The organism is Conexibacter sp. SYSU D00693 (assembly GCF_017084525.1).
Lineage (GTDB): Bacteria > Actinomycetota > Thermoleophilia > Solirubrobacterales > Solirubrobacteraceae > Baekduia.
This window is the reverse complement of record NZ_CP070950.1, coordinates 1,396,883-1,415,190: the sequence shown is the minus strand read 5'-3', so window position 1 is coordinate 1,415,190 and position 18,308 is coordinate 1,396,883. Positions and strand designations below refer to the sequence as shown.

General features: G+C 71.4%; 15 protein-coding genes, 5 tRNA genes and 2 pseudogenes. 12 read left to right on the top strand and 10 right to left on the bottom strand.

The features are described from left to right. Positions 1–2: 2 nt before the first annotated feature. From JUB12_RS07110 to JUB12_RS07100, 3 genes are all read right to left on the bottom strand, one after another. The gene (locus JUB12_RS07110) at positions 3–464 is read right to left on the bottom strand and encodes a cupin domain-containing protein (RefSeq protein ID WP_205698922.1); all 462 of its coding nucleotides are present in this window, start codon (positions 462–464) and stop codon (positions 3–5) included. 98 nt (positions 465–562) lie between these two features. Beyond that, positions 563–645: transfer RNA gene (locus tag JUB12_RS07105), tRNA-Leu, on the bottom strand. A gap of 43 nt (positions 646–688) precedes the next feature. After that, positions 689–1,159 carry a hypothetical protein gene (locus JUB12_RS07100; RefSeq protein ID WP_205698921.1) on the bottom strand — a complete coding sequence of 157 codons (471 nt, stop codon included), beginning with the start codon at positions 1,157–1,159 and terminating at the stop codon, positions 689–691. A gap of 61 nt (positions 1,160–1,220) precedes the next feature. On the opposite strand from JUB12_RS07100, the gene JUB12_RS07095 reads away from it, so the two are divergent. After that, a tRNA-Leu gene (locus JUB12_RS07095) sits at positions 1,221–1,304 on the top strand. A 32-nt stretch (positions 1,305–1,336) separates the two neighbouring features. Here the strand turns inward: JUB12_RS07095 and JUB12_RS07090 are convergent. The 6 genes and pseudogenes from JUB12_RS07090 to JUB12_RS07065 all read right to left on the bottom strand — a co-directional run bounded on the left by JUB12_RS07090 (position 1,337) and on the right by JUB12_RS07065 (position 7,068). Further along, entirely contained in the window at positions 1,337–1,990 is a 654-nt protein-coding gene (locus JUB12_RS07090) for a glutathione S-transferase family protein (protein WP_205698920.1), read from the bottom strand. Further along, a pseudogene (locus JUB12_RS07085) lies at positions 1,987–2,394 on the bottom strand (SRPBCC family protein); the annotation flags it as partial. The gene JUB12_RS07090 and the pseudogene JUB12_RS07085, both read right to left, overlap by 4 nt. Before the next feature lie 55 nt (positions 2,395–2,449). After that, a complete protein-coding gene (locus tag JUB12_RS07080; RefSeq protein ID WP_205698919.1) occupies positions 2,450–2,806 on the bottom strand; it encodes a helix-turn-helix transcriptional regulator in 357 nt (118 codons plus the stop codon). Positions 2,807–2,868: 62 nt separating this feature from the next. Further along, on the bottom strand, positions 2,869–6,504 hold the full coding sequence (locus JUB12_RS07075) for a DUF11 domain-containing protein (RefSeq protein WP_205698918.1): 3,636 nt from the start codon (positions 6,502–6,504) through the stop codon (positions 2,869–2,871). A 105-nt stretch (positions 6,505–6,609) separates the two neighbouring features. Beyond that, positions 6,610–6,680 (bottom strand) — tRNA-Trp (locus tag JUB12_RS07070). Between the two features lie 16 nt (positions 6,681–6,696). Further along, on the bottom strand, positions 6,697–7,068 hold the full coding sequence (locus JUB12_RS07065; protein ID WP_205698917.1) for a hypothetical protein: 372 nt from the start codon (positions 7,066–7,068) through the stop codon (positions 6,697–6,699). Between the two features lie 95 nt (positions 7,069–7,163). Here JUB12_RS07065 and JUB12_RS07060 point away from each other — a divergent pair, with 95 nt between their 5' ends. The 7 genes from JUB12_RS07060 (at position 7,164) to JUB12_RS07030 (ending at position 11,172) form a co-directional block, all read left to right on the top strand. Then, positions 7,164–8,195 carry a patatin-like phospholipase family protein gene (locus tag JUB12_RS07060; RefSeq protein WP_205698916.1) on the top strand — a complete coding sequence of 344 codons (1,032 nt, stop codon included), beginning with the start codon at positions 7,164–7,166 and terminating at the stop codon, positions 8,193–8,195. A gap of 66 nt (positions 8,196–8,261) precedes the next feature. Beyond that, positions 8,262–8,678: an LPXTG cell wall anchor domain-containing protein gene (locus tag JUB12_RS07055; RefSeq protein ID WP_205698915.1), complete on the top strand. Its 417-nt coding sequence runs from the start codon at positions 8,262–8,264 to the stop codon at positions 8,676–8,678. 28 nt (positions 8,679–8,706) lie between these two features. After that, the gene (locus JUB12_RS07050; RefSeq protein ID WP_205698914.1) at positions 8,707–9,549 is read left to right on the top strand and encodes an SDR family oxidoreductase; all 843 of its coding nucleotides are present in this window, start codon (positions 8,707–8,709) and stop codon (positions 9,547–9,549) included. A gap of 15 nt (positions 9,550–9,564) precedes the next feature. Beyond that, positions 9,565–9,635: transfer RNA gene (locus tag JUB12_RS07045), tRNA-Gly, on the top strand. A 7-nt stretch (positions 9,636–9,642) separates the two neighbouring features. Beyond that, positions 9,643–9,716 (top strand) — tRNA-Pro (locus JUB12_RS07040). 278 nt (positions 9,717–9,994) lie between these two features. After that, a complete protein-coding gene (locus JUB12_RS22330; RefSeq protein WP_371822321.1) occupies positions 9,995–10,078 on the top strand; it encodes a hypothetical protein in 84 nt (27 codons plus the stop codon). Next, entirely contained in the window at positions 10,075–11,172 is a 1,098-nt protein-coding gene (locus JUB12_RS07030) for a tyrosine-type recombinase/integrase (RefSeq protein WP_205698913.1), read from the top strand. The genes JUB12_RS22330 and JUB12_RS07030 overlap by 4 nt, the downstream gene beginning before the upstream one ends. 159 nt (positions 11,173–11,331) lie before the next feature. On the opposite strand, the gene JUB12_RS07025 is transcribed toward JUB12_RS07030, so the two are convergent. Next, entirely contained in the window at positions 11,332–11,640 is a 309-nt protein-coding gene (locus JUB12_RS07025) for a hypothetical protein (protein ID WP_205698912.1), read from the bottom strand. Between JUB12_RS07025 and JUB12_RS22325 the strand changes: the two are divergent. The 4 genes and pseudogenes from JUB12_RS22325 to JUB12_RS07010 all read left to right on the top strand — a co-directional run. After that, positions 11,639–11,950 (top strand): annotated as a pseudogene (locus tag JUB12_RS22325) (hypothetical protein); the annotation flags it as partial. The gene JUB12_RS07025 and the pseudogene JUB12_RS22325 sit on opposite strands and share 2 nt — an antisense overlap. A gap of 92 nt (positions 11,951–12,042) precedes the next feature. Continuing rightward, the gene (locus JUB12_RS07020) at positions 12,043–13,818 is read left to right on the top strand and encodes a class I SAM-dependent DNA methyltransferase (RefSeq protein WP_205698911.1); all 1,776 of its coding nucleotides are present in this window, start codon (positions 12,043–12,045) and stop codon (positions 13,816–13,818) included. After that, positions 13,815–15,131 carry a hypothetical protein gene (locus tag JUB12_RS07015; RefSeq protein ID WP_205698910.1) on the top strand — a complete coding sequence of 439 codons (1,317 nt, stop codon included), beginning with the start codon at positions 13,815–13,817 and terminating at the stop codon, positions 15,129–15,131. Before JUB12_RS07020 ends, JUB12_RS07015 begins: the two co-directional genes overlap by 4 nt. Further along, entirely contained in the window at positions 15,128–18,190 is a 3,063-nt protein-coding gene (locus tag JUB12_RS07010; protein ID WP_205698909.1) for a type I restriction endonuclease subunit R, read from the top strand. Before JUB12_RS07015 ends, JUB12_RS07010 begins: the two co-directional genes overlap by 4 nt. Positions 18,191–18,308: the final 118 nt, after the last annotated feature.

Here is an 18,308-nt window from a genome sequence, read left to right as displayed (position 1 = left end):
CGTCAGCGCAGCGGCGGGCCGACGACGCGCATCCCGACCGGCTCGCCGAGCCGGCCGAACGCCTGCGGTCCCAGCTCCTCGGGCGTGAGCTGCGCGAAGCCGTCGAAGAACGGCTCCATCCCGGCGGGCGTGAAGAGCACGAGGATCCGCGCCGGGGTCGACCCGGCGTTCTGGAAGCAGTGCGGCACTCCGCGCGGGACGAACACGAAGCTCCCCGCCGGCGCGCTCGTGACCTCCTCGCCGAGCTGGAAGCGCAGCTCGCCCTCGAGCACGTGCCACGCCTCGTCCTGCGCGTCGTGGGTGTGGAGCGGCGGACCGTCGCCGGGGGCGACGACGTTCTCGAGGGCCGTCAGGCGCCCGCCGGTCTGCTGGCCGCGGACCTTGAACGTCAGCGGCCCACCCGCGGGCCCCTCGATCGTCGTCCCTTCCCCAGGCCCGACGACCACCGACCGTAGCTCGGACATGCGACGAACGTAGACGGCGACCGGCGGTCGCGCCACTCCGACGAGTGGCGTCCATCGGGTGACGGATCGAGGCCACGTCCGCGAGTCGACCGATGGAGTACCCGGGGCGGGATTCGAACCCGCAAGGCCCGAAGGCCAGATCCTTTTGAGGGATCCCTGTAGACCATTCCAGCACCCGGGCTTGACGCGCGGATCGTACCGCGGCCTCCGGGCGAGACTGAGCCCTACGACCGCTCGACCTGCCGCTCCACCTCGACGTTCCACGCCTGCGCGAAGCCGCGCATCGCGAACGCGATGAGGAGGGCCTGGGCCGGGACGATGATCGCCGTGATGGTGCCGAGGACGCCCTCGTCGAGGGTCGGGCTCGTGAAGCCGTCCTTGGTGCGGTCGAACCACTCCGGCGTGGCGACCGCGGCGAAGATGGCCATGATGATCGCGAGGGCCGCGATGACGGGCAGCACGCCGCGGTTCCAGCGGGCGACGTAGTAGGCCATCACGAGGTAGATCGCGAGGTAGGCGAGCTGCACGGGCTTGGCGCCCTCGAGGGCGTCCCAGCCGCCGACCGTGACGATCGCGATGAGGGCGACCGACGCGAGGAGGAGCACGATGACCGTGGCCTTCGTCGCCTTGGAGGCGGCCTTCTCCCGGTTCGGGTGCTCGATGATCACGTCGCGGTTGCGGGCAGCGGCAGCCATCTCGCTGGCGACCTTACAATCCGCGTCCGGCGCTTGCAGCGGTTCTTCGCCCAAGCGACCCGCGGGTGTGGCGGAACTGGCAGACGCGCGAGGTTTAGGTCCTCGTGGCCACCTGGCCGTGGGGGTTCGAGTCCCTCCACCCGCATCGACCGACGGGTGACGCGCCGGCGCCGCCGCTCAGGCGACGTGCGCCGGCCAGGGCAGGGGGAAGAGGTGCCGGTACGGCCGCGCCCGCTCGACGACCCGCGTCACCGACGGGCGCGCGAACAGCCGCTCCTCGTAGGCCGCCAGCGCCGGGTGGGCGTCGCGGTCGAGGCGGTGCAGGACGTCGGCGTAGTGCAGTGCCGGCGCGGCGGCGCAGTCGGCCAGCGAGAACGACGCGCCCGCCAGCCACGGCCCGTCGCTCGCCGCGAGGTGGTCGTCGAGCACGCGGTAGATGCGGTCGAACTGCGCGTGCGCCTGCGCCACGCCGTAGGCGTCGCCCGACCCCTCCGGGCGCAGGACGTCGCCGACGATCGTCTGCATCGGCGTCGCGACGTACCCGTCGATGACGCGGTCCCAGAGCCGGACGCGCAGCGCCGCGTCGTGGTCGAGCGGCACCATCGGCGGAGCGTTGCCGTGGCGGTCGAGGTGCTCGACGACGACGGAGGACTCGGCGACCACCATGCCGTCGTCCTCGAGCACCGGGATGCTCGCCAGCGGCCACAGCGCCTCGAGCGGCGCGCGGTCCTCGACGAGCACCGTCTCGTACGGCACGCCGCGCTCCTCCAGCGCGACGAGCGCCTTCCAGCAGTAGGCCGCGAAGGGGTGCTCGTGCAGGACGACCGTCATGCGACCGCCGACTCGCCGGCGAGGAAGCGCTCGAGCCCGTCGAGGAGCAGGCCGGTGCCGTGCTCGCGCTCCGCGGGGTCCTCCAGGTCGTCGAAGAACGCCCCGTGCTCGCAGAAGACGAGGCGCGTGCCGCCATCATCGGCCGCTCGCACCTCGACCGTCGTGAGCGAGACGGAGATCAGCCGGCCGTCGAGCAGCAGGTCGTAGGCGAAGACGATCCGCTCGCCTTCGACGATGTCGTGGAACCGGCTGCGGAACTCGTGGAGCACGCCGTCGGTGTCGCGCGCCTTGCTCAGCTCGCCGCCGCCGACCCGGAAGTCCAGCGACCACTCCGCGTCGCCCCACTCGTCGGGCGGGGAGAACCAGCGCCGCTTGAGCTCCGGGTCCGACCAGGCGCGGAACGTCTGCGCCGGCGACTGGGCGAAGCGCCGCTGGAGGGGGAGTCGTGCTGGCGGATGCTCACGTCGAGCTCCCTTCGTCGTCGGTGGGGAAGGCGCGGTCGAGGACGTCGCCGAGGAGGTCCAGCCGCCGCTCCCAGGTCCGGCGGTGGTGGACGACCCACTCCTCCACCGTGCGCAACCGCGCCGGCTCGAGCCGACAGGTCCGCACGCGGCCGACCTTCTCGGAGCGCACGAGCCCGCTGCGCTGCAGCACGTCGAGGTGCTGCATGACCGACGGCAGCTTCAGCTGCAGGGGCGCGGCGAGCTCGCTCACCGACGCAGGGCCCTCGGCGAGCCGCACGACGATCGCGCGGCGGCTCGGGTCGGCCAGCGCGTGGAAGGCGCGGTCGAGGTCCTCGGTGGTCGTCGTCGACACGGCCGGGACCGTAGCAGACACTTAGGCATCTGCCTAAGTGTCTGCCACGGGTCCCCCGCCGCCTAGCGGACCTTGCCCAGGCGGATCGTCGGCAGCGCCGACTCCGCCTTGCGCAGGCACGTGCGGTACACGCGAGCCGTCCCGACCTTGCGGCCGCTGCGACCCGTCGCGACGACCTGCACGCGGACCGTCGAGGGGGTCCGGCCGCGGAGGTCGACCGTCCACCGCCGAGCCGAGCGCCCCAGGCGCTTGACCGTCTTGCCGTTGACGACGACCCGGAAGGACGTCGGGCGGCTGCCGCGCGGCACGGTCCAGTGGATGGCGAACCGCCGGCGCGACACGCAGGCCGCCGGGACCTTCGCGGGGGCGGGCGACTCGGCGCGCTCGGCCTCGACGACGAGCGTCGGGGCCTCGAGCACCGGGGCGCGCAGCGCGGCCTGGGCCGAACCGACGCCCGGCGCGGTCTGGAAGGCCCGGCCGGCCTGCTGCGGGCTGACCTTCACGCGCAGGGAGATCGTGCGCTCCTGGCCGACGGGCAGGGTCGCCAGACGGCACGTCACCCGACCGCCGCCGATGGTGCACTCGCCGCCCTCGACCGTCGCGCTCTCGTAGACCGCGCCCTCGGGCAGCACGTCCTCGACGGTGACGTCGGTGGCCTCGTTGGGACCGGCGTTGGCGACCTTGAGACGGTAGGACACCTCACGACCGGCGGCCTGCGGCGCACCGTCGGCCTTCACCGACAGCTCGACCGCGGGGGCGATGGTCGCCGTGGCGGTCACCGCGTCGTCGCTGGGGTCGGTGTCGGTCTCGGTCGCGTCGACCGTGGCCTTGACCGGCCGGCTCGCCCCCGCGCCGTCGCGCATCGCGACGAGGCGGACGACCGGCGCGACGGTCTGGCCGACGGCCAGCGTGCCCAGCGCGCAGCGGACCTTGCCGCCCACGACGACGCAGCGCACGTCCGAGCCGGCGGCGTCGAAGCCGAGGCCGGCGGGCAGCGCGACCTCGAGGACGACGTCGTGCGCCTCGGACGGGCCCGTGTTCCCCACCGGGAACGCGGTGTCGGTGCCCTGGCCGATCGTCAGGGCCGGCAGCGCCGCGGTCGGGCCCACGGACAGCTCGGCGCGGCCCGTGACCGTCGACGTGGCGGTCGCCTCGTCGTCGGTGGCGTCGAGCTCGTCGGTCGCCGACGAGGTCGTGCCCCGGGCGGTCACGGCGAGCGTCGAGCCCGCCGTGGCTCCGGCCGGGACCGACCCGCGGACCGTCGCCGTGCGCTGCACGCCGGCGCCCAGGGTGACCGCCGGGCAGGTGGCGACGCCGGAGACGACCGGGCAGGCCGTGCCGTTCCAGAGCTCGACCGTCGGCGACGCGAGCCCGGCGGGGAGCGTCACCGCCAGCGTCGCCGAGGACGTCGACGGGCCGTCGTTGCGCAGGGTCACGTCCCACTGCGCCGCCGTGCCGGCCGTGACCGTCGGCGCGGCGGTGACGCCGGCCATCAGGTCGACCGCGGGACGGACCGCCACGGGGTCGCCGCCCTGGTCGTCGGTCGCGTCCGGGTCGGTCGTCGTGGCGCTCACGGTGAGGCGCGGGTCGGTCGTCAGGCCGGCGAGCGACGAGCCCGGGACGGCGACGAGGGTCACCGTGGCGGTCGCGCCCTTGGCGAGGGTGCCGATGGTGCACGGGCCGGCCGCGGCGCAGCTGCCCTGGCTCGAGGAGACCGAGCCCTGGCGCACCAGGCCGGCCGGGATCGACAGCGCCCCCTCGACGCCCGTCGCCGAGGACGGACCGTCGTTGTGGATCGTGTAGGTCCAGGTCTGCGGCTTGCCCACCCCGGCATCACCGGTGGCGACGGCCGTCACCCGCAGGTCGGCGGTGCTCGAGGCGTTGCCCGGCGAGGTCACCGCGTCGTTGGCGGCGTTGAGGTCCTGGTCGCCGTCGACGGAGGCGTCGACGTCCAGCGTCGTGGCCGACTCGGCGACGTCCACCGTCACGAAGACCTTCGGGAACGACGCCCCCGCGGCCGCGCGGTCCGAGCGCGTGCAGGAGACCGTCGACGACGTCGAGAGGCAGGACCAGCCCGTGCCGGTCACGCCCGTGACCGACAGGCCAGCCGGGAACGTCGCCGCAAGCGTCGTCGTCCCGTGCGTGCCGCCCTGGCCGACGTTGGCCGCGGTCAGCTCGTAGGTCGCCGAGTCGCCACGCGTCAGCGTCCCGTGGGTCGCGCTCACCGCGAGGTCCGGGCGCACGACGACGACGGAGGACGAGCCTTCGCCCTCGAGGTCGAGCCCGGCCATGGTGGTGCCCGAGTAGTCGATCTTCGTCGTGCCGGTGATCGGCGTGCCGGTGGCGATCGCCTCGGGGACCTTCACCTGGAAGGTGATGGTCTTCGTGGCGCCCTCGTTGACGACGCCGAGCGGGAACTTCAGCGTGCCGCCCGTGATCTCGCCGGTGTCGTCGTTGGTCGCGTCGGTGACCGGGGCACCGTCGACCGTCAGCGAGCCCGGGACGTACTGCACGTCGGGGTCGAGGTCCCGCTCGACGACGACGTCCTTGGCGTGGTCGTCGCCCTCGTTCTTGGCGACGATCGTGTAGGTCAGCACGTCGCCCGGCTCGACCTTGCCGCCCGTCGACGGGGCGACCGACTCGGTGGGGAGGAAGCGCGGGGAGCGCAGGTCGGAGACGAAGGTGACGAGGTTCGGGATGTAGCGGTCGCTGTCGGTCTCGAGCGGGATCTGCGCCGAGGTCTGGTTCGGGGCGAGCGCCCCGTCGATGGAGAACTCGTCCGCGTCGAAGCCGAGCTGGTTGACGTAGCCGGGGGTGCGCGACGCCGCCGGGGTGGCGATCGTCGAGTTGAAGGTGTTGTTCAGCGGGTTGGCCGCGTTGGCGAGCTCCGTCGTGCCGACTGAGGCCTGGTCGCCGACGAGGCCGAGGTCGCCCTCGTAGGAGACGAGGCCGAGCTTCGTGGTGAAGGGCGCGGCCTTCGGCGTCTGGAAGCCGTTGACGGTGATGGTCTTCGGGTTGCCGGACGAGACGGGGACGTAGCCCTTGAAGACCGTCAGGTTGTGGGGCTCGAGCGACGGGTGGGCGTAGGTCACGACGAGCGCCCAGCCGGCGTAGCGGTCACCGCCCCGGCCGGCCTGGACGTTGGCCACCGCGTAGACGCCGTCGCCGCCGGCCTGGACCAGCGAGGTGACGTCGGCCACCGCGCCGTAGCGGTCCTGGGAGGACCCGTTGGTCGCGTCGGTGTCGAGCTGCGAGGCGACGACCTGCGTGGTCCCGGCGGGCGTGGTGAACCGCACGCGGTCCTTCAGCGCCGCATCGGGCGCGTCGGCACCGGCGACGCCCGAGACCGTGTCGCCGGCCTTCGTGTTCGCGCCCCAGACGAGCTGCGCGTTGAGGATCGTGCGCCCGGCGAGCAGGCTGAGGGTGGCCGAGCTGCTGTTGAAGGTCGCGCCGTCGCTGTCGACGTCGACGAAGGCCATCGGCCAGTTGTTGTTGTTCAGCGTGCCGGTGCCGTTGCGGGCGTCGGCGCAGCCGGTCGCGCCGGTCGCGCACGACAGCAGGGTGTTGCCGATGACGGCGATGTCGCCCGTCGTGTTCTTCGAGTAGGCGACGTCGAACGGGGTGTCGGCCTGGGCCGGGGCGGCCAGGACGCACAGCAGCAGCGCGCACAGCGCCGCCAGCCTGGGGAGGCGAGACAAGAGAGAGCTCCTTGCGTGGACCCTCTCGATGGTCGGCGCCAGGGCGTCGCAGTTGAGCGGCGGCCCCGCGGTCGGACAGCGGGGCCTTCAGCGCAGCGCGACGAGCGGGGGACCGAGGAATCGAACCTCGAGTTGCGGTTTTGGAGACCGCCGTGTTACCACTACACCAGTCCCCCTGGTGTGCCTCGGATCCTAGCCGCCGGCGTCCGTCGACTGCCCCGTGGCCGCGGTGATGCGGCGCACCGCGGCCTCCGCGTCCTCGACGGCGATGCAGAGGCGGTCCCAGTGGTCGCCCTCGAGCTCGAGGAGGACCGCCGGCTCGCCGGCGTACATCGCCGCGAAGGTGCGCACCTGGCCCTTGCGGAAGCGCCCGAAGGCCAGCCGCCGGGGCAGGAAGGTGCCGCCCAGGCGCCAGCCGACGCGGACCTGCCAGCTGTCGGGGACCACGGTGGCCGAGCGCACGGACGCCAGCGGGACGCTCACCGAGCGCGCCAGCGCCATCACGGCGTGGCGGCCCGAGAACCGCACCACGACGCGCTCGCCCTCGACCTCCAGGGTGGTCATGGCCTCCATGATCGCGCGTCGGGCCCCGATCCCGCCGTCCGGCCCGGACCCTCGCGGTGCTTCTCGCACACCCTCCCCGGGTAGGCGGCGCTGCCATGCGGATCGGACTCGTGCTGGGGGCCGGCGGTGTCGTCGGCGCCTCGTGGCTCGTCGGGGCGCTGGAGGCGCTGGCCGACGAGACCGGGTGGGACCCGGCCTCGGCGGAGCACGTCGTCGGCACCTCGGCGGGCTCGGTCGTCGGCGCGATCGTGGCCGACGGCCTCGCGCCCGCGCTGATGGGCGCCCACCTCCAGGGCCCGGCCGGCGACGACGTCCAGGACGCCGACGACCGCGCCGACGAGCTGGCCGAGCGCGTCGGCGGGCACGAGCTGCGCCTGGCCAGGGCGCTGCCCCCGATCGGCCCCGGCTCGGCGCGCCTGGCGCTGTCGAGCCTCGTGCACCTGCGCCGCCGGCCGCCCGCGATGCTCATGGCGGGCCTGCTGCCGCGCGGCTTCGTCTCCACGGACCCCATCAAGGACCTCGTGCGCGACAAGGTCCGGGGCGCCTGGCCCGAGCACCCGTCCTTCTGGGCCGTCGCTGCGGACTACGGCACGGGCCGGCGCGTGGCCTTCGGCCGTGAGGACGCGCCCGTGGCCGACGTCACCGACGCCGTCGCCGCGTCCTGCGCGATCCCCGGCTTCTACCACCCGGTCAGGGTGGCGGGACGCTCCTACGTCGACGGCGGCATCTGCTCCATGTCGAACCTCGACCTCCTGTGCGGGCGCGGCCTGGACCTCGTCGTCTGCCTCAACCCGACCTCGTCGCTGGCCGAGGCCGCCGGCGGGACGCCGGGCGAGCGCATGGGCGCCCTCATGCGTGCGGCGTCGGGCAAGCGCCTGGGCCACGAGGCGCGCAAGCTGCGCGCGAGGGGCACCGAGGTCCTGCTCGTGCAGCCCAGCGCCGAGGACGTCGCGCTCATGGGCGTCAACCTCATGGCCCACGGCCGCCGCGTCGAGGTCCTCGAGCAGGCCCGGCGCAGCACCGCGCTCGCCGTCCGCGAGCTGCGCCGCGAGGGCGCCCTGCTGCCCGGCAGCAGCCGTCGCCGACGCCTGCGCGCGGTCCCCGCGCCCCAGCGTCGCGCCGCCTGAGCCACGGGTACGCTCCCGGACGTGAGCTGTCACGTCCCGTCGCCGAGCGGGCAGGTGAGGCGCGTCGTGCACCGCCTCCTCGCTGCCCTGGTCGCCGCCCTCGTCCTGCTGCCGGCGCCCGGCGCGCTCGCGCAGGACACGACGACGGTCCCGCCGACGACGCCGGACCCGACGCTCACCGCCCCGGCCGAGACCACGCCCGCCGAGGAGGAGGAGGACCCGGGCGTCACCGTCACGGTCCCCGACGAGGAGAGCGACGACGAGGGCGCGACGGTCACGGTCCCGGACGACCCGGCGCCCGTGACGCCGACGCCGAGCGCCGGCGCCGCGCCCGCCTCCGCGTCCCAGGTGCCCGCGAGCACTCCGACGGGCACGAGCGGCGGGCTGGCGAACACCGGCGCCGAGCCGCTGCCGCTCATCGCCGCGGGCCTCGTCCTGCTCGCGGCCGGCGCGCTGCTCCTGCGCCGCCGCCAGACCTCGTAGCCGCGCCCGCGCCGTAGGGTCCCGGCCCATGGACCCGTCCTCCGTGTTCGCCGACGGCGCGCTCGACGGGCGCGTCTGCCTCGTCACCGGCGGCGGGACGAACCTCGGCCGCGAGGCCGCGACCGAGCTCGCCCGCTGCGGCGCGCACGTCGTCATCGCCGGCCGGCGCGAGGAGGTGCTGCAGGAGGCCGCCGAGCGGATCGGCGAGCGGTGTTCCTGGGTCGTGGGGGACATCCGCACCGACGAGGGCGCCGAGGCGATCGTCGGCGCGGCGCTCGAGCGCCACGGCCGCCTCGACGTCCTCGTCAACAACGCCGGCGGTCAGTACTTCGTCCCCGCCGAGGACATCGCGGCCAAGGGCTGGCAGGCGGTCCAGCGCCTCAACGTGGAGGGGACGCTGCGGATGACGACCGTCGCCGCGCAGCGCGCCTTCCTCCCGCAGCGCTCGGGCAGCGTGGTGAACGTCACGGTCTCCCCGCACCACGGGATGCCGGCGATGGCCCACACCGGCGCGGCGCGGGCCGCCGTCGAGTCGCTGACGCGCGAGCTGGCGGAGCGCTGGGCGGGGGAGGGGATCGCGCTCGTCGCCGCCGCCATCGGCCGCTTCGACACCGAGTCGCTGCGCAAGTACCCGGAGAACATCTGGCGCCAGGCCGCGGCGACCGTCCCGCTCCAGCGCCTGGGCCGCATGGAGGAGTTCGGCTGGCTCGTCGCCCTCCTCGCCTCACCCTTCGGCCGGACCCTCTCGGGCACCGTCGTCACCCTCGACGGCGCCTGCGACAACTGGTGGGGCGCCTGGCCCCCGCGCACCTGGGAGGACGAGACCGGGACCGTCCCGACCGAGCAGCGCCGCCCGGCCCCCTCGCGCTAGCATCCCGCTCAGCTGGCGGGCGAAGTGTTGTGGTTGCACAGGAGCCTTCCAAGCTCTTAGGGCGGGTTCGATTCCCGTCGCCCGCTTGCACCGCGGGGAGTGGCGCAGTCTGGTAGCGCACCCGGCTGGGGGCCGGGCGGTCGCAGGTTCAAATCCTGTCTCCCCGACTCACGGAAGCCCCGACGACGTCGGGGCTTTCGGCGTTCTGGACGGGTTCCGCGACACCGACGGGGTCCAATTCGGGGTCCAATGCGCCTCCGGATCCACGGGGAAGTTCTCTCGGTTGGGCCGACGTAGGGGCATGCACGAACAGCTGCCACTTGAGCCCTCCCGGCGCTTCTCGCGTCCTCCCAGTGACGACGACGAGCTCCTCGATGCGCCCGCTGTCGCTCAGTTGCTGCGAATGACGGTCGCATGGGTCTAGGCCGAGACCCGCGCCGGCCGCCTGCCCCACATCCCGATGGGCCGCTTCTACCGCTACCGCCGCAGCTCGATCGACGAGTGGCTCAGAACACGGGAGCGCAAGTGAGCGGCAAGAGGGCGTACGGAACCGGCTCGCTCTTCACCAAGCACGGCGCCTGGTACGGACGCTGGCGGCTGCCCGACGGCCGCCGCGTGTCGCGGCGCATCGGCCCGGTCCGACCGCCGGGCACCGCCGAGGGCCTCACGCGCCGTGAGGCCGAGGCGCAGCTGCGCAAGATGGTCCTCGCCGAGGAGCAGCGCCCGAGTCCGCCGCCGGCCGCCGCGCGGCAGACCGTCAATGACGCAGCGCTGGCTTTGATCGAGTTCAAACGCGTGCAGGGCGTCAGCAAGAGCAACCTCGGGACGTTGAGCACCGCGCGGCGGCTGCACTTCGGTCCCGAGCTCGGGACGATGCCGCTGCGCAAGGTCCATCGTCGCGACGTCGAAGCCATGAGCGCCGCGCTGCTGGGCCGCGGCCTGTCGCCGAAGACGGTCGCCAACACGCTGAAGGTCCTGCACGGCGTCTTCGAGCACGCCATCGACCTCGAGTGGACCACTGACAACCCGGTCCGACGCGCGGCACGACCGAAGCACGTCCGCGACACCGACCCCGACCTCCGCTTCCTCACCGTCGAGGAGCTGCAGGCTGTGATCCGAGCGATCCCCGACGACGTCGTCGTCCGCGAGCCCAAGCTCTACCGCGCCGGCCGCCGCGGACCGGCGCCGCCACCACCGCCCGACGTCCTCGGACCGGTCGTGCGCGTGATGGTCCTGACCGCTGCGATGACCGGCCTGCGACAAGGTGTGCTGCTCGGCCTGCGCTGGCGCGACGTCGACTGGTCGATCCAGCGCCTCCGCGTCCGGCAGACCTGGCGGCGCACGGAGTTCTCCGGCCGCGGCAAGAGCGACCTCTCGACCCGCCGCTCTGTCCCGCTGGCCGACGACGTCGTCGCTGCCCTGGACGACTGGTCGCGCCGCTCGGCGTACAGCGGCGATGCAGACCTGGTCTTCGCCCACCCGCAGCCCGGCACGCCGCTAGACGGAGCGAAGGTCACGCCAAGTTCCAGCAGGGCTGCCGGGACGCCGGTGTTCACCTCGTCCGCTTTCACGACCTGCGCCACACCTTCGCGACCTGCCTGGCCTCAAGCGGCGTGCCGATGAAGGCGATCCAGCCTTCCTCGGCCACGCCGACTCGAAGACCACCGAGATCTACGCTTACTACGCACCAAGCGAGCACGAGGTCGCCATGGTCAACGACGCGTTCAAGCCCAAGCCGCCGCCGCCGGCTCGCGCCGACGAACGCCCGCGGCTGCCAGGCATCTAGTCCCGCCGCAGCGGCAGGCGACCCTCGAGCCGGTTGACGAGTTTCTCGAGGGTCGCCTGCGTCGCCTCGATCCGCTCGAGCACCTCGACGGCCTCGCGCTCCGAGATCTCCGACCGCGACGCCCGCCGCTTCCGCGCACGCGCCACCTCGAGCTCCACGTACGCCCCAAGTGCCTCGGCCACCGACCGCTCCCCGAGCACGTGCCGCCACTCGGCCCAGGTCTCGTCATCGACGCGCACCCGCGCCGTCTGCCACACCGTCTGCGACGGCGCCGCTACGTTCCGCCGCCTTTCACCCTTGCCCATGCCCCTCTGTCGTGCGAGCCGCCCGAACTTCCCCCTCGACAATCGTCGCGACAACGCAAACGACCAAGACCCGCACACATTTGCACTCGTGTCGACGAGTGAGCATGTACACGGCCGCGTCAGGACGCGACCGCATCGTGCGACTCGATGCGCGACCGCAGAGCCGATAGAAGTGCGACGGCTCGCACACCCGCGGCGAAGACGAATCCGAGGCCGAATGACCGACGTCCGCAACCACGCCAACCTCATCTGGAACATCGCCGAGCTCCTTCGCGGCGACTACAAGCAGGCCCACTACGGCAAGGTCATCTTGCCGCTGGTCGTCATGCGCCGGCTCGACCAGATGATGGAGCCGACCCGCGACGCGTCATCGAGCGCGCCGCCCAGCTGGAGGCCGCCGGCGTGGAGAACCTCGAGCTCGCGCTGCGCTCGGTCGCTGGCATGCAGTTCTTCAGCCGTCACCGGCTCCGCTTCCACCAGCTGCTCGACGACCCGGGCAACATCGCCGACCTGCTGCGCTCGTACATCGACGGCCACTCCGCGCTGGCCCGGCAGGCCATCGACAAGTTCGAGTTCGACGGTCAGATCGACCGCCTCAAGGGGGCCAACCTCCTCTACAAGGTCATCGGCCGAGTCTGCGCGGTCGATCTGCACCCCGACCGGGTCTCCAACGCGGACATGGGGGCGATCTTCGAGGAGCTCATCCGGCGCTTCGCCGAGGCCTCCAACGAGACGGCCGGTGAGCACTACACGCCCCGCGAGGTCGTCCGCCTTATGGTCAACCTCCTCCTGGACGGCGACGACGACGTCCTGCGCCAGCCCGGCGTGCGCCGGCGCGTCTTCGACTGCGCTTGCGGCACCGGCGGGATGCTCTCCGAGCTCGAGGAGCAGATCCACCGCTTCAACCCAGCGGCCGACGTGATGCTCTACGGCCAGGAGCTCAACTCCGAGTCCTACGCCATCTGCCTGGCCGACATGCTCATCAAGGGTCAGGACGCCAGCCACATCGTGCACGGGAACTCGCTCTCGGAGGACGGCCACCGCGGCGAGAAGTTCCATTACGCCATCGCCAACCCGCCGTTCGGCGTTGACTGGTCGAAGGTCGAGGAGGCCGTCCGCGAGGAGCACGAGGCGCAGGGCTTCCACGGGCGCTTCGGCCCCGGCCTCCCGCGCAAGTCGGACGGCCAGCTGCTCTTCCTGCTGCACCTCGTCTCGAAGATGCGCAGCCCCGAGGAGGGCGGCGGGCGCATCGCCATCGTCCACAACGGCTCGCCACTCTTCACCGGCGCCGCCGGCTCGGGGGAGTCGGAGATCCGGCGGTACCTGCTGGAAAACGACCTGCTCGAAGCCATCGTCGCCCTCCCCGAGCAGCTCTTCTACAACACCGGCATCGCCAGCTACGTCTGGCTCATTTCCAATCGCAAGGCCCCCGAGCGCGAGGGGATCGTCCAGCTCATTGACGCGCGCGCCATGTGGGCGAAGATGCGCAAGAGCCTCGGCGAGAAGCGCCGCTTCCTCACCGACGAGCACATCGCCGAGATCACCCGCCTGCACGGCGCCCTGAAGGAGGGCGAGCACGTCAAGCTCGTCCCCGTCGAGCAGTTCGGCTACCGCACCATCACCGTTGACCGGCCGCTGCGCGCCAAGTGGATCCTCGACTCCGCTGCCTGGTCGCCGCTGCCTAAGGACAAGGCCTTTGCGAAGCTCACCGACGACGAACGCGAGCTCGTCTCGCGCGCGATGGTCGAGCTCGGCAACGGCGAGGTACCTGGCGGCGAGGCCGAGCTGAAGAAGGCCGTCAAGGGCATGCTCGAGGACGTCGGCATGGCCAAGCCGGCGGCGGCGCTGATCAAGGCACTCGTCGCGCGGTGCATGGTGCGGGATCCAGAGGCGGAGCCGGTCCTCGATGCCAGGGGCAACTTCGTGCCAGATCCTGAGCAGCGCGACACGGAAACGGTTCCTCTCACCGAGGACGTGCATGACTACCTCGAGAGGGAGGTGCTCCCGTTTGCACCCGACGCCTGGGTGGCGGATGCCGCTGGCAAGATCGGCTACGAAGTTCCGTTCACGCGGCAGTTCTACCGATACCTGCCGCCCCGGGCAGATGCGGAGATCAAGGCGGAGCTACGCGCCCGTGAGATGCGCGTTCGTCAGCTGCTGGAGGACGTGCTGGCATGAAGCGACTCCGCTTCGTCGCACGATTGAACCCCCCGGTGTCGGGCTTCGGGCCAGCCGACCAGGGCGAGGTGGTCTCCTTCCTCCCGTTGGAGTCCGTCTGGAGTGACGAGCGCTTCGACCCCTCGCGCACCGTGGAGTTCTCGGGCGATGTGCAGTCCTACAACGCCGTGTCCGAGGGCGATCTGCTCGTCCCGAAGGTGTCGCCTACCTTCGCCCACGGTCGAACGGCCATCGCGCGCGGCCTCTACGGAGGTCGGGCTCTAGCAACCAGTGAAGTCTTCGTTCTGCGACCTCACGACCGTGACGCAACCCGGTACCTGCAGTACCGGCTACTGGCTGCGGACTTCCTACGGGAGGGTCAGGCCTCCTGGTTCGGCGTGGCCGGGCTCAAGCGCGTGTCGGCTGCGTTCATCAAGGACACGCGGATCCCCGAGACGGCATGGCAGAACCGGGTCGCCATCGCGGATTTCCTTGACGCAGAGACGAGCAGGATTGCTGGAGTCCGCCGAGAGATCGCCGCGCTGCTGCCTGCGAGAGCGTCCTCGTCGGGTCGTGTCTCAGCTCTTCTCGCCGCTAGAGGTGTTGCGCTGTCGTCGGCCGATCCTGAGGACTTTGGGGACTTGCCAGAGGGGTGGAGAGCGCCGCTGCTGGGTCGCGTCCTTCGCCAGTTGACCAACGGCTTCGTCGGGCCGACAAGGGACATCCTCGTCGAGGACGGCGTCCCCTACATCCAGTCGACGCACATCAAGGACGGAAGGATCGACTTCTTCCGTCGACCCTTCTTTGTGACACGGGAATGGCACGACGAGCGGCCGCGCATCAGCCTGCGCGAGGGCGACGTCTTGATCGTGCAGACCGGCAAGCTCGGAGAGACAGCGCTCGTGCCTGCTGGCTTCGGCCCGGCGAGCTGCCACGCGCTGCTGATCGCGAGGGTCGATCCGGTGCTCGTCTCGGCTGAGTACCTGGCAGCGTGGTTTCAGTCGCACGCGGGACGTGCCGCGCTCATGCGGTCGGCCACCGGAGCGCTTCACCCGCATCTTGAGGCCGGTGAGATTCGCAAGGTCCGGATGATGCTTCCGACGAAGGACGTGCAGGCGCTGTTCGTCGAGTGTGCAGATCAGGACCGCGCCGAGCGGGACGCGTTCACTGACGAGCTCGGTGCGCTCGACCGCGAGCTAGAGGAGTACCGCTCGGCGCTCATCACCAAGGCTGTCACTGGCGGGCTCGATCTCGCGAAGTTGAGTGACGCCCGCATGGAGGAGAACATCCACGCCGTGCGCGAGGGCGAGTCGCCGGAGGTGCTCGCGTCATGAGCTCGACCATCCCGTCGGCGGAGAAGGACTTTGAGGGCCTGATCGTCGCTGAGCTCACCGGGTCAGGTGGCTGGGTGACCGGCGACCCGAAGGGCTACCACGCCGAGCTCGGCCTGTACTCCGAGGACGTTGTCGGCTTCCTGGCCGAGACGCAGCCGAAGAAATGGGAGCGGTTGCTGAAGCTGACCGGCGGCGAGACGGCCGCGCGCTCCGCCGTGCTCAAGCGGCTGGCCGCCCAGCTTGACCGGGCCGGCACGGTGGACGTGCTGCGCACGGGCTTTAGCGAGCGCGGCGTCTCCTTCTCGCTGTGCCAGCTGCGGCCGGCGCACGCCATCGACGCCGATGTCGAGGCCCGCTACGCCGCCAACCGACTGCGTGTCGTGCGCCAGGTCCGTTTCGACCCGAAGTCCGGCGAGTCGGTCGACCTCGTCCTGTTCGTCAACGGCGTGCCGACCGCCACCTCCGAGCTGAAGAACCGCTGGACCGGCCAGCAGGTCGAGCACGCGATCAAGCAGTACCGCGAGGACCGCGACCCGAAGAGCACGCTCTTCGCGCGTCGCGCCTTCGTGCACTTCGCCATGGACGCCGAGCTGGCGTTCATGACGACCCGCCTGGAGGGCAAGCGCACGACGTTCCTGCCGTTCAACCAGGGCTCCGGCGGCGCCGGCGAGCCCGGCGGCAAGGGCAACCCCGGCCAGGCCGATAGCCACCCGACCGCCTACGTCTGGCGCGAGGTGTGGGACCGCGACCGCTGGCTCGAGCTCATCCAGAAGTTCGTCCACGTCGAGGCGGCCGACCCGGCCAAGAAGGGCTCGCGCCCGACGATCATCTTCCCCCGCTACCACCAGTGGCACGTCGTCGTGAGCTGCCAGGCCCACGCCCGTGTGCATGGGGCGGGCACGAACTACCTCATCCAGCACTCCGCCGGCTCGGGCAAGACCAAGGAGATCGCCTGGCTGGCGCACGACCTCTCCACGTTGCATCAGGACGACGACGCCAAGGTCTTCGACAAGGTCATCGTCATCACCGACCGCCGTGTCCTGGACCGCCAGCTCCGCGACCAGATCGCCCAGTTCGAGCAGGTCGCCGGCGTCGTGCGCTCCGTGACGCAGGGCTCCTCGGAGCTCAAGGACGCGCTTGGCTCTGAGCAGGCGAAGATCATCACGACGACGCTGCAGAAGTTCCCGTTCGTCCTCAAGGCCCTCGACGACGATGCGCTCAAGCACAAGCGCTACGCCGTCATCGTCGATGAGGCGCACTCGTCGCAGACCGGCGAGTCGGCCACCGATCTCAAGGAGGCCCTCGGGTCGCTGAAGCCCGAAGACCTCGACCTCGATGAGGACGACGGCACCCCGCCGGCACTGCTGGCCCGCCTGGCCGCCCGCGGCAAGCAGCCCAACCTGTCGTTCTTCGCCTTCACGGCCACGCCGAAGGGCAAGACCCTCGAGCTGTTCGGCTCCCGCGGCGCCGACGACCGTCTCAAGGCGTTTCACACGTACTCGATGCGGCAGGCCATCGAGGAAGGCTTCATCCTCGACGTCCTCGCGAACTACACGACCTACGAGCAGCTGCGCCGGCTGGAGGACAAGGCCGGCAAGGAGCTCGAGGTCCCCGCCGGCCAGGCGTCTTCTCGGCTGGCGCGGTTCGCCGAGCTGCACCCGTACGTCAAGAGCCAGAAGGCCGCCGTCGTCGTCGAGCACTTCAAGCGCGTCGTCCGGCCGCTGCTGGGCGGCGAGGCCAAGGCCATGGTCGTCTGCGAAAGCCGCGAGGAGGCCGTGCAATGGAAGCGCGCCCTCGACCAGGAGATCGAGCGCCACGGCCACGAGGACGTCAAGGCGCTCGTCGCGTTCTCCGGCGAGGTGAAGATTCGCAACGTCGAGGCCGACAACGTCGGCCTCGAGTACACCGAGTCGGAGATGAATAAGACGGCCGGCAAGCCGCTGCCGGAGGCCAAGCTGCCCGAGGAGTTCGACAAGCCGGCCTACGGCGTGCTCGTCGTCGCTGAGAAGTACCAGACCGGCTTCGACCAGCCCAGGCTCTGCGGCATGTATGTCGACAAGAAGCTCACCGGCGTCAACGCCGTGCAGACCCTTTCGCGTCTGAACCGCGCGCATCGCGGCAAGGACGCCGTCTACGTCCTGGACTTCCGCAACACCGGTGAGGAGATCCGTAAGGCCTTCGAGCCGTTCTTCGGCCGCACTGAGGGCGTCCCCTCGGACCCTAACGTCCTCTTCGACGCCGCCGACACCGTCATGAACTACGGCGTCATCACCGACGCCGAACTTGAAGCGTCCGCCGACTCGTGGGCACGGCTTGAGGAGATCGACGATGACAGGCGCCACGCCGTCCTGTCGATCTCGACGCAGGTCGCGTATGACGCCGCCCGCGACCTCGACGCCGACGCCCGCCTCCTGCTGCGCGAGGCGCTCAACCGATTCACTCGCTTCTACGGGTTCCTCTCCCAGGCGCTGCCGTACACCCCGCCGCGAACTGAGGTGCTCTTCCAGTTCGCCAAGGTCCTTATGCAACGCCTGGCCTCCGACACCCCCGATGGCGGCCTCGACCTTGCGGGCGAGCTCGTGCTCACCCACTACCGCCTCCAGGAGCTCGGGACGGAACAGATTGTCCTTGGCGACGAAGTCGTCGAGCCGAAGCCGTCCATTACCGACGACGGAGGCGTTGGGGGACGCGGCGAGATCCCGATGAGTCGGCTCGGCGAACTCGTCGAGCTCTTCAACGAGCGCTACGGGCAGGAGCTCGGCGACATGGACCTCCTCAAGGTCGCCACCGACGTCCGCGACACGATCCGCGAGACCAAGCCCGAGCTCGAGGAGCAAGCGGCCAACAACACGCGCGAGGACTTCGTCCGTGACCGCGACGGCCTGCTAATTGACGCCGCGCTTACCGTCGGCGGAGACCGTGACCGGCAGGCCACGTTGCTGAAGGCCTTCCTCGACGACGAAGACTTTCGGGCCCGGGCCGGCCAGCTCATCTTCGGCGCAATCTTCGATAGCTACGCCGCGGCGAGTCCTGAGAAGCCCGCCGGCCCGCCGTCCTAGCCGCAACTTATCCGCCAGTACTCGCACGCAGGACCTGAGCCAAGCCACCCGGCCTACGACGCGCCGACGCGAGCCTGTGGGCGCACCGCGAAGAGGGACGACGCTCAAGGACGACCTG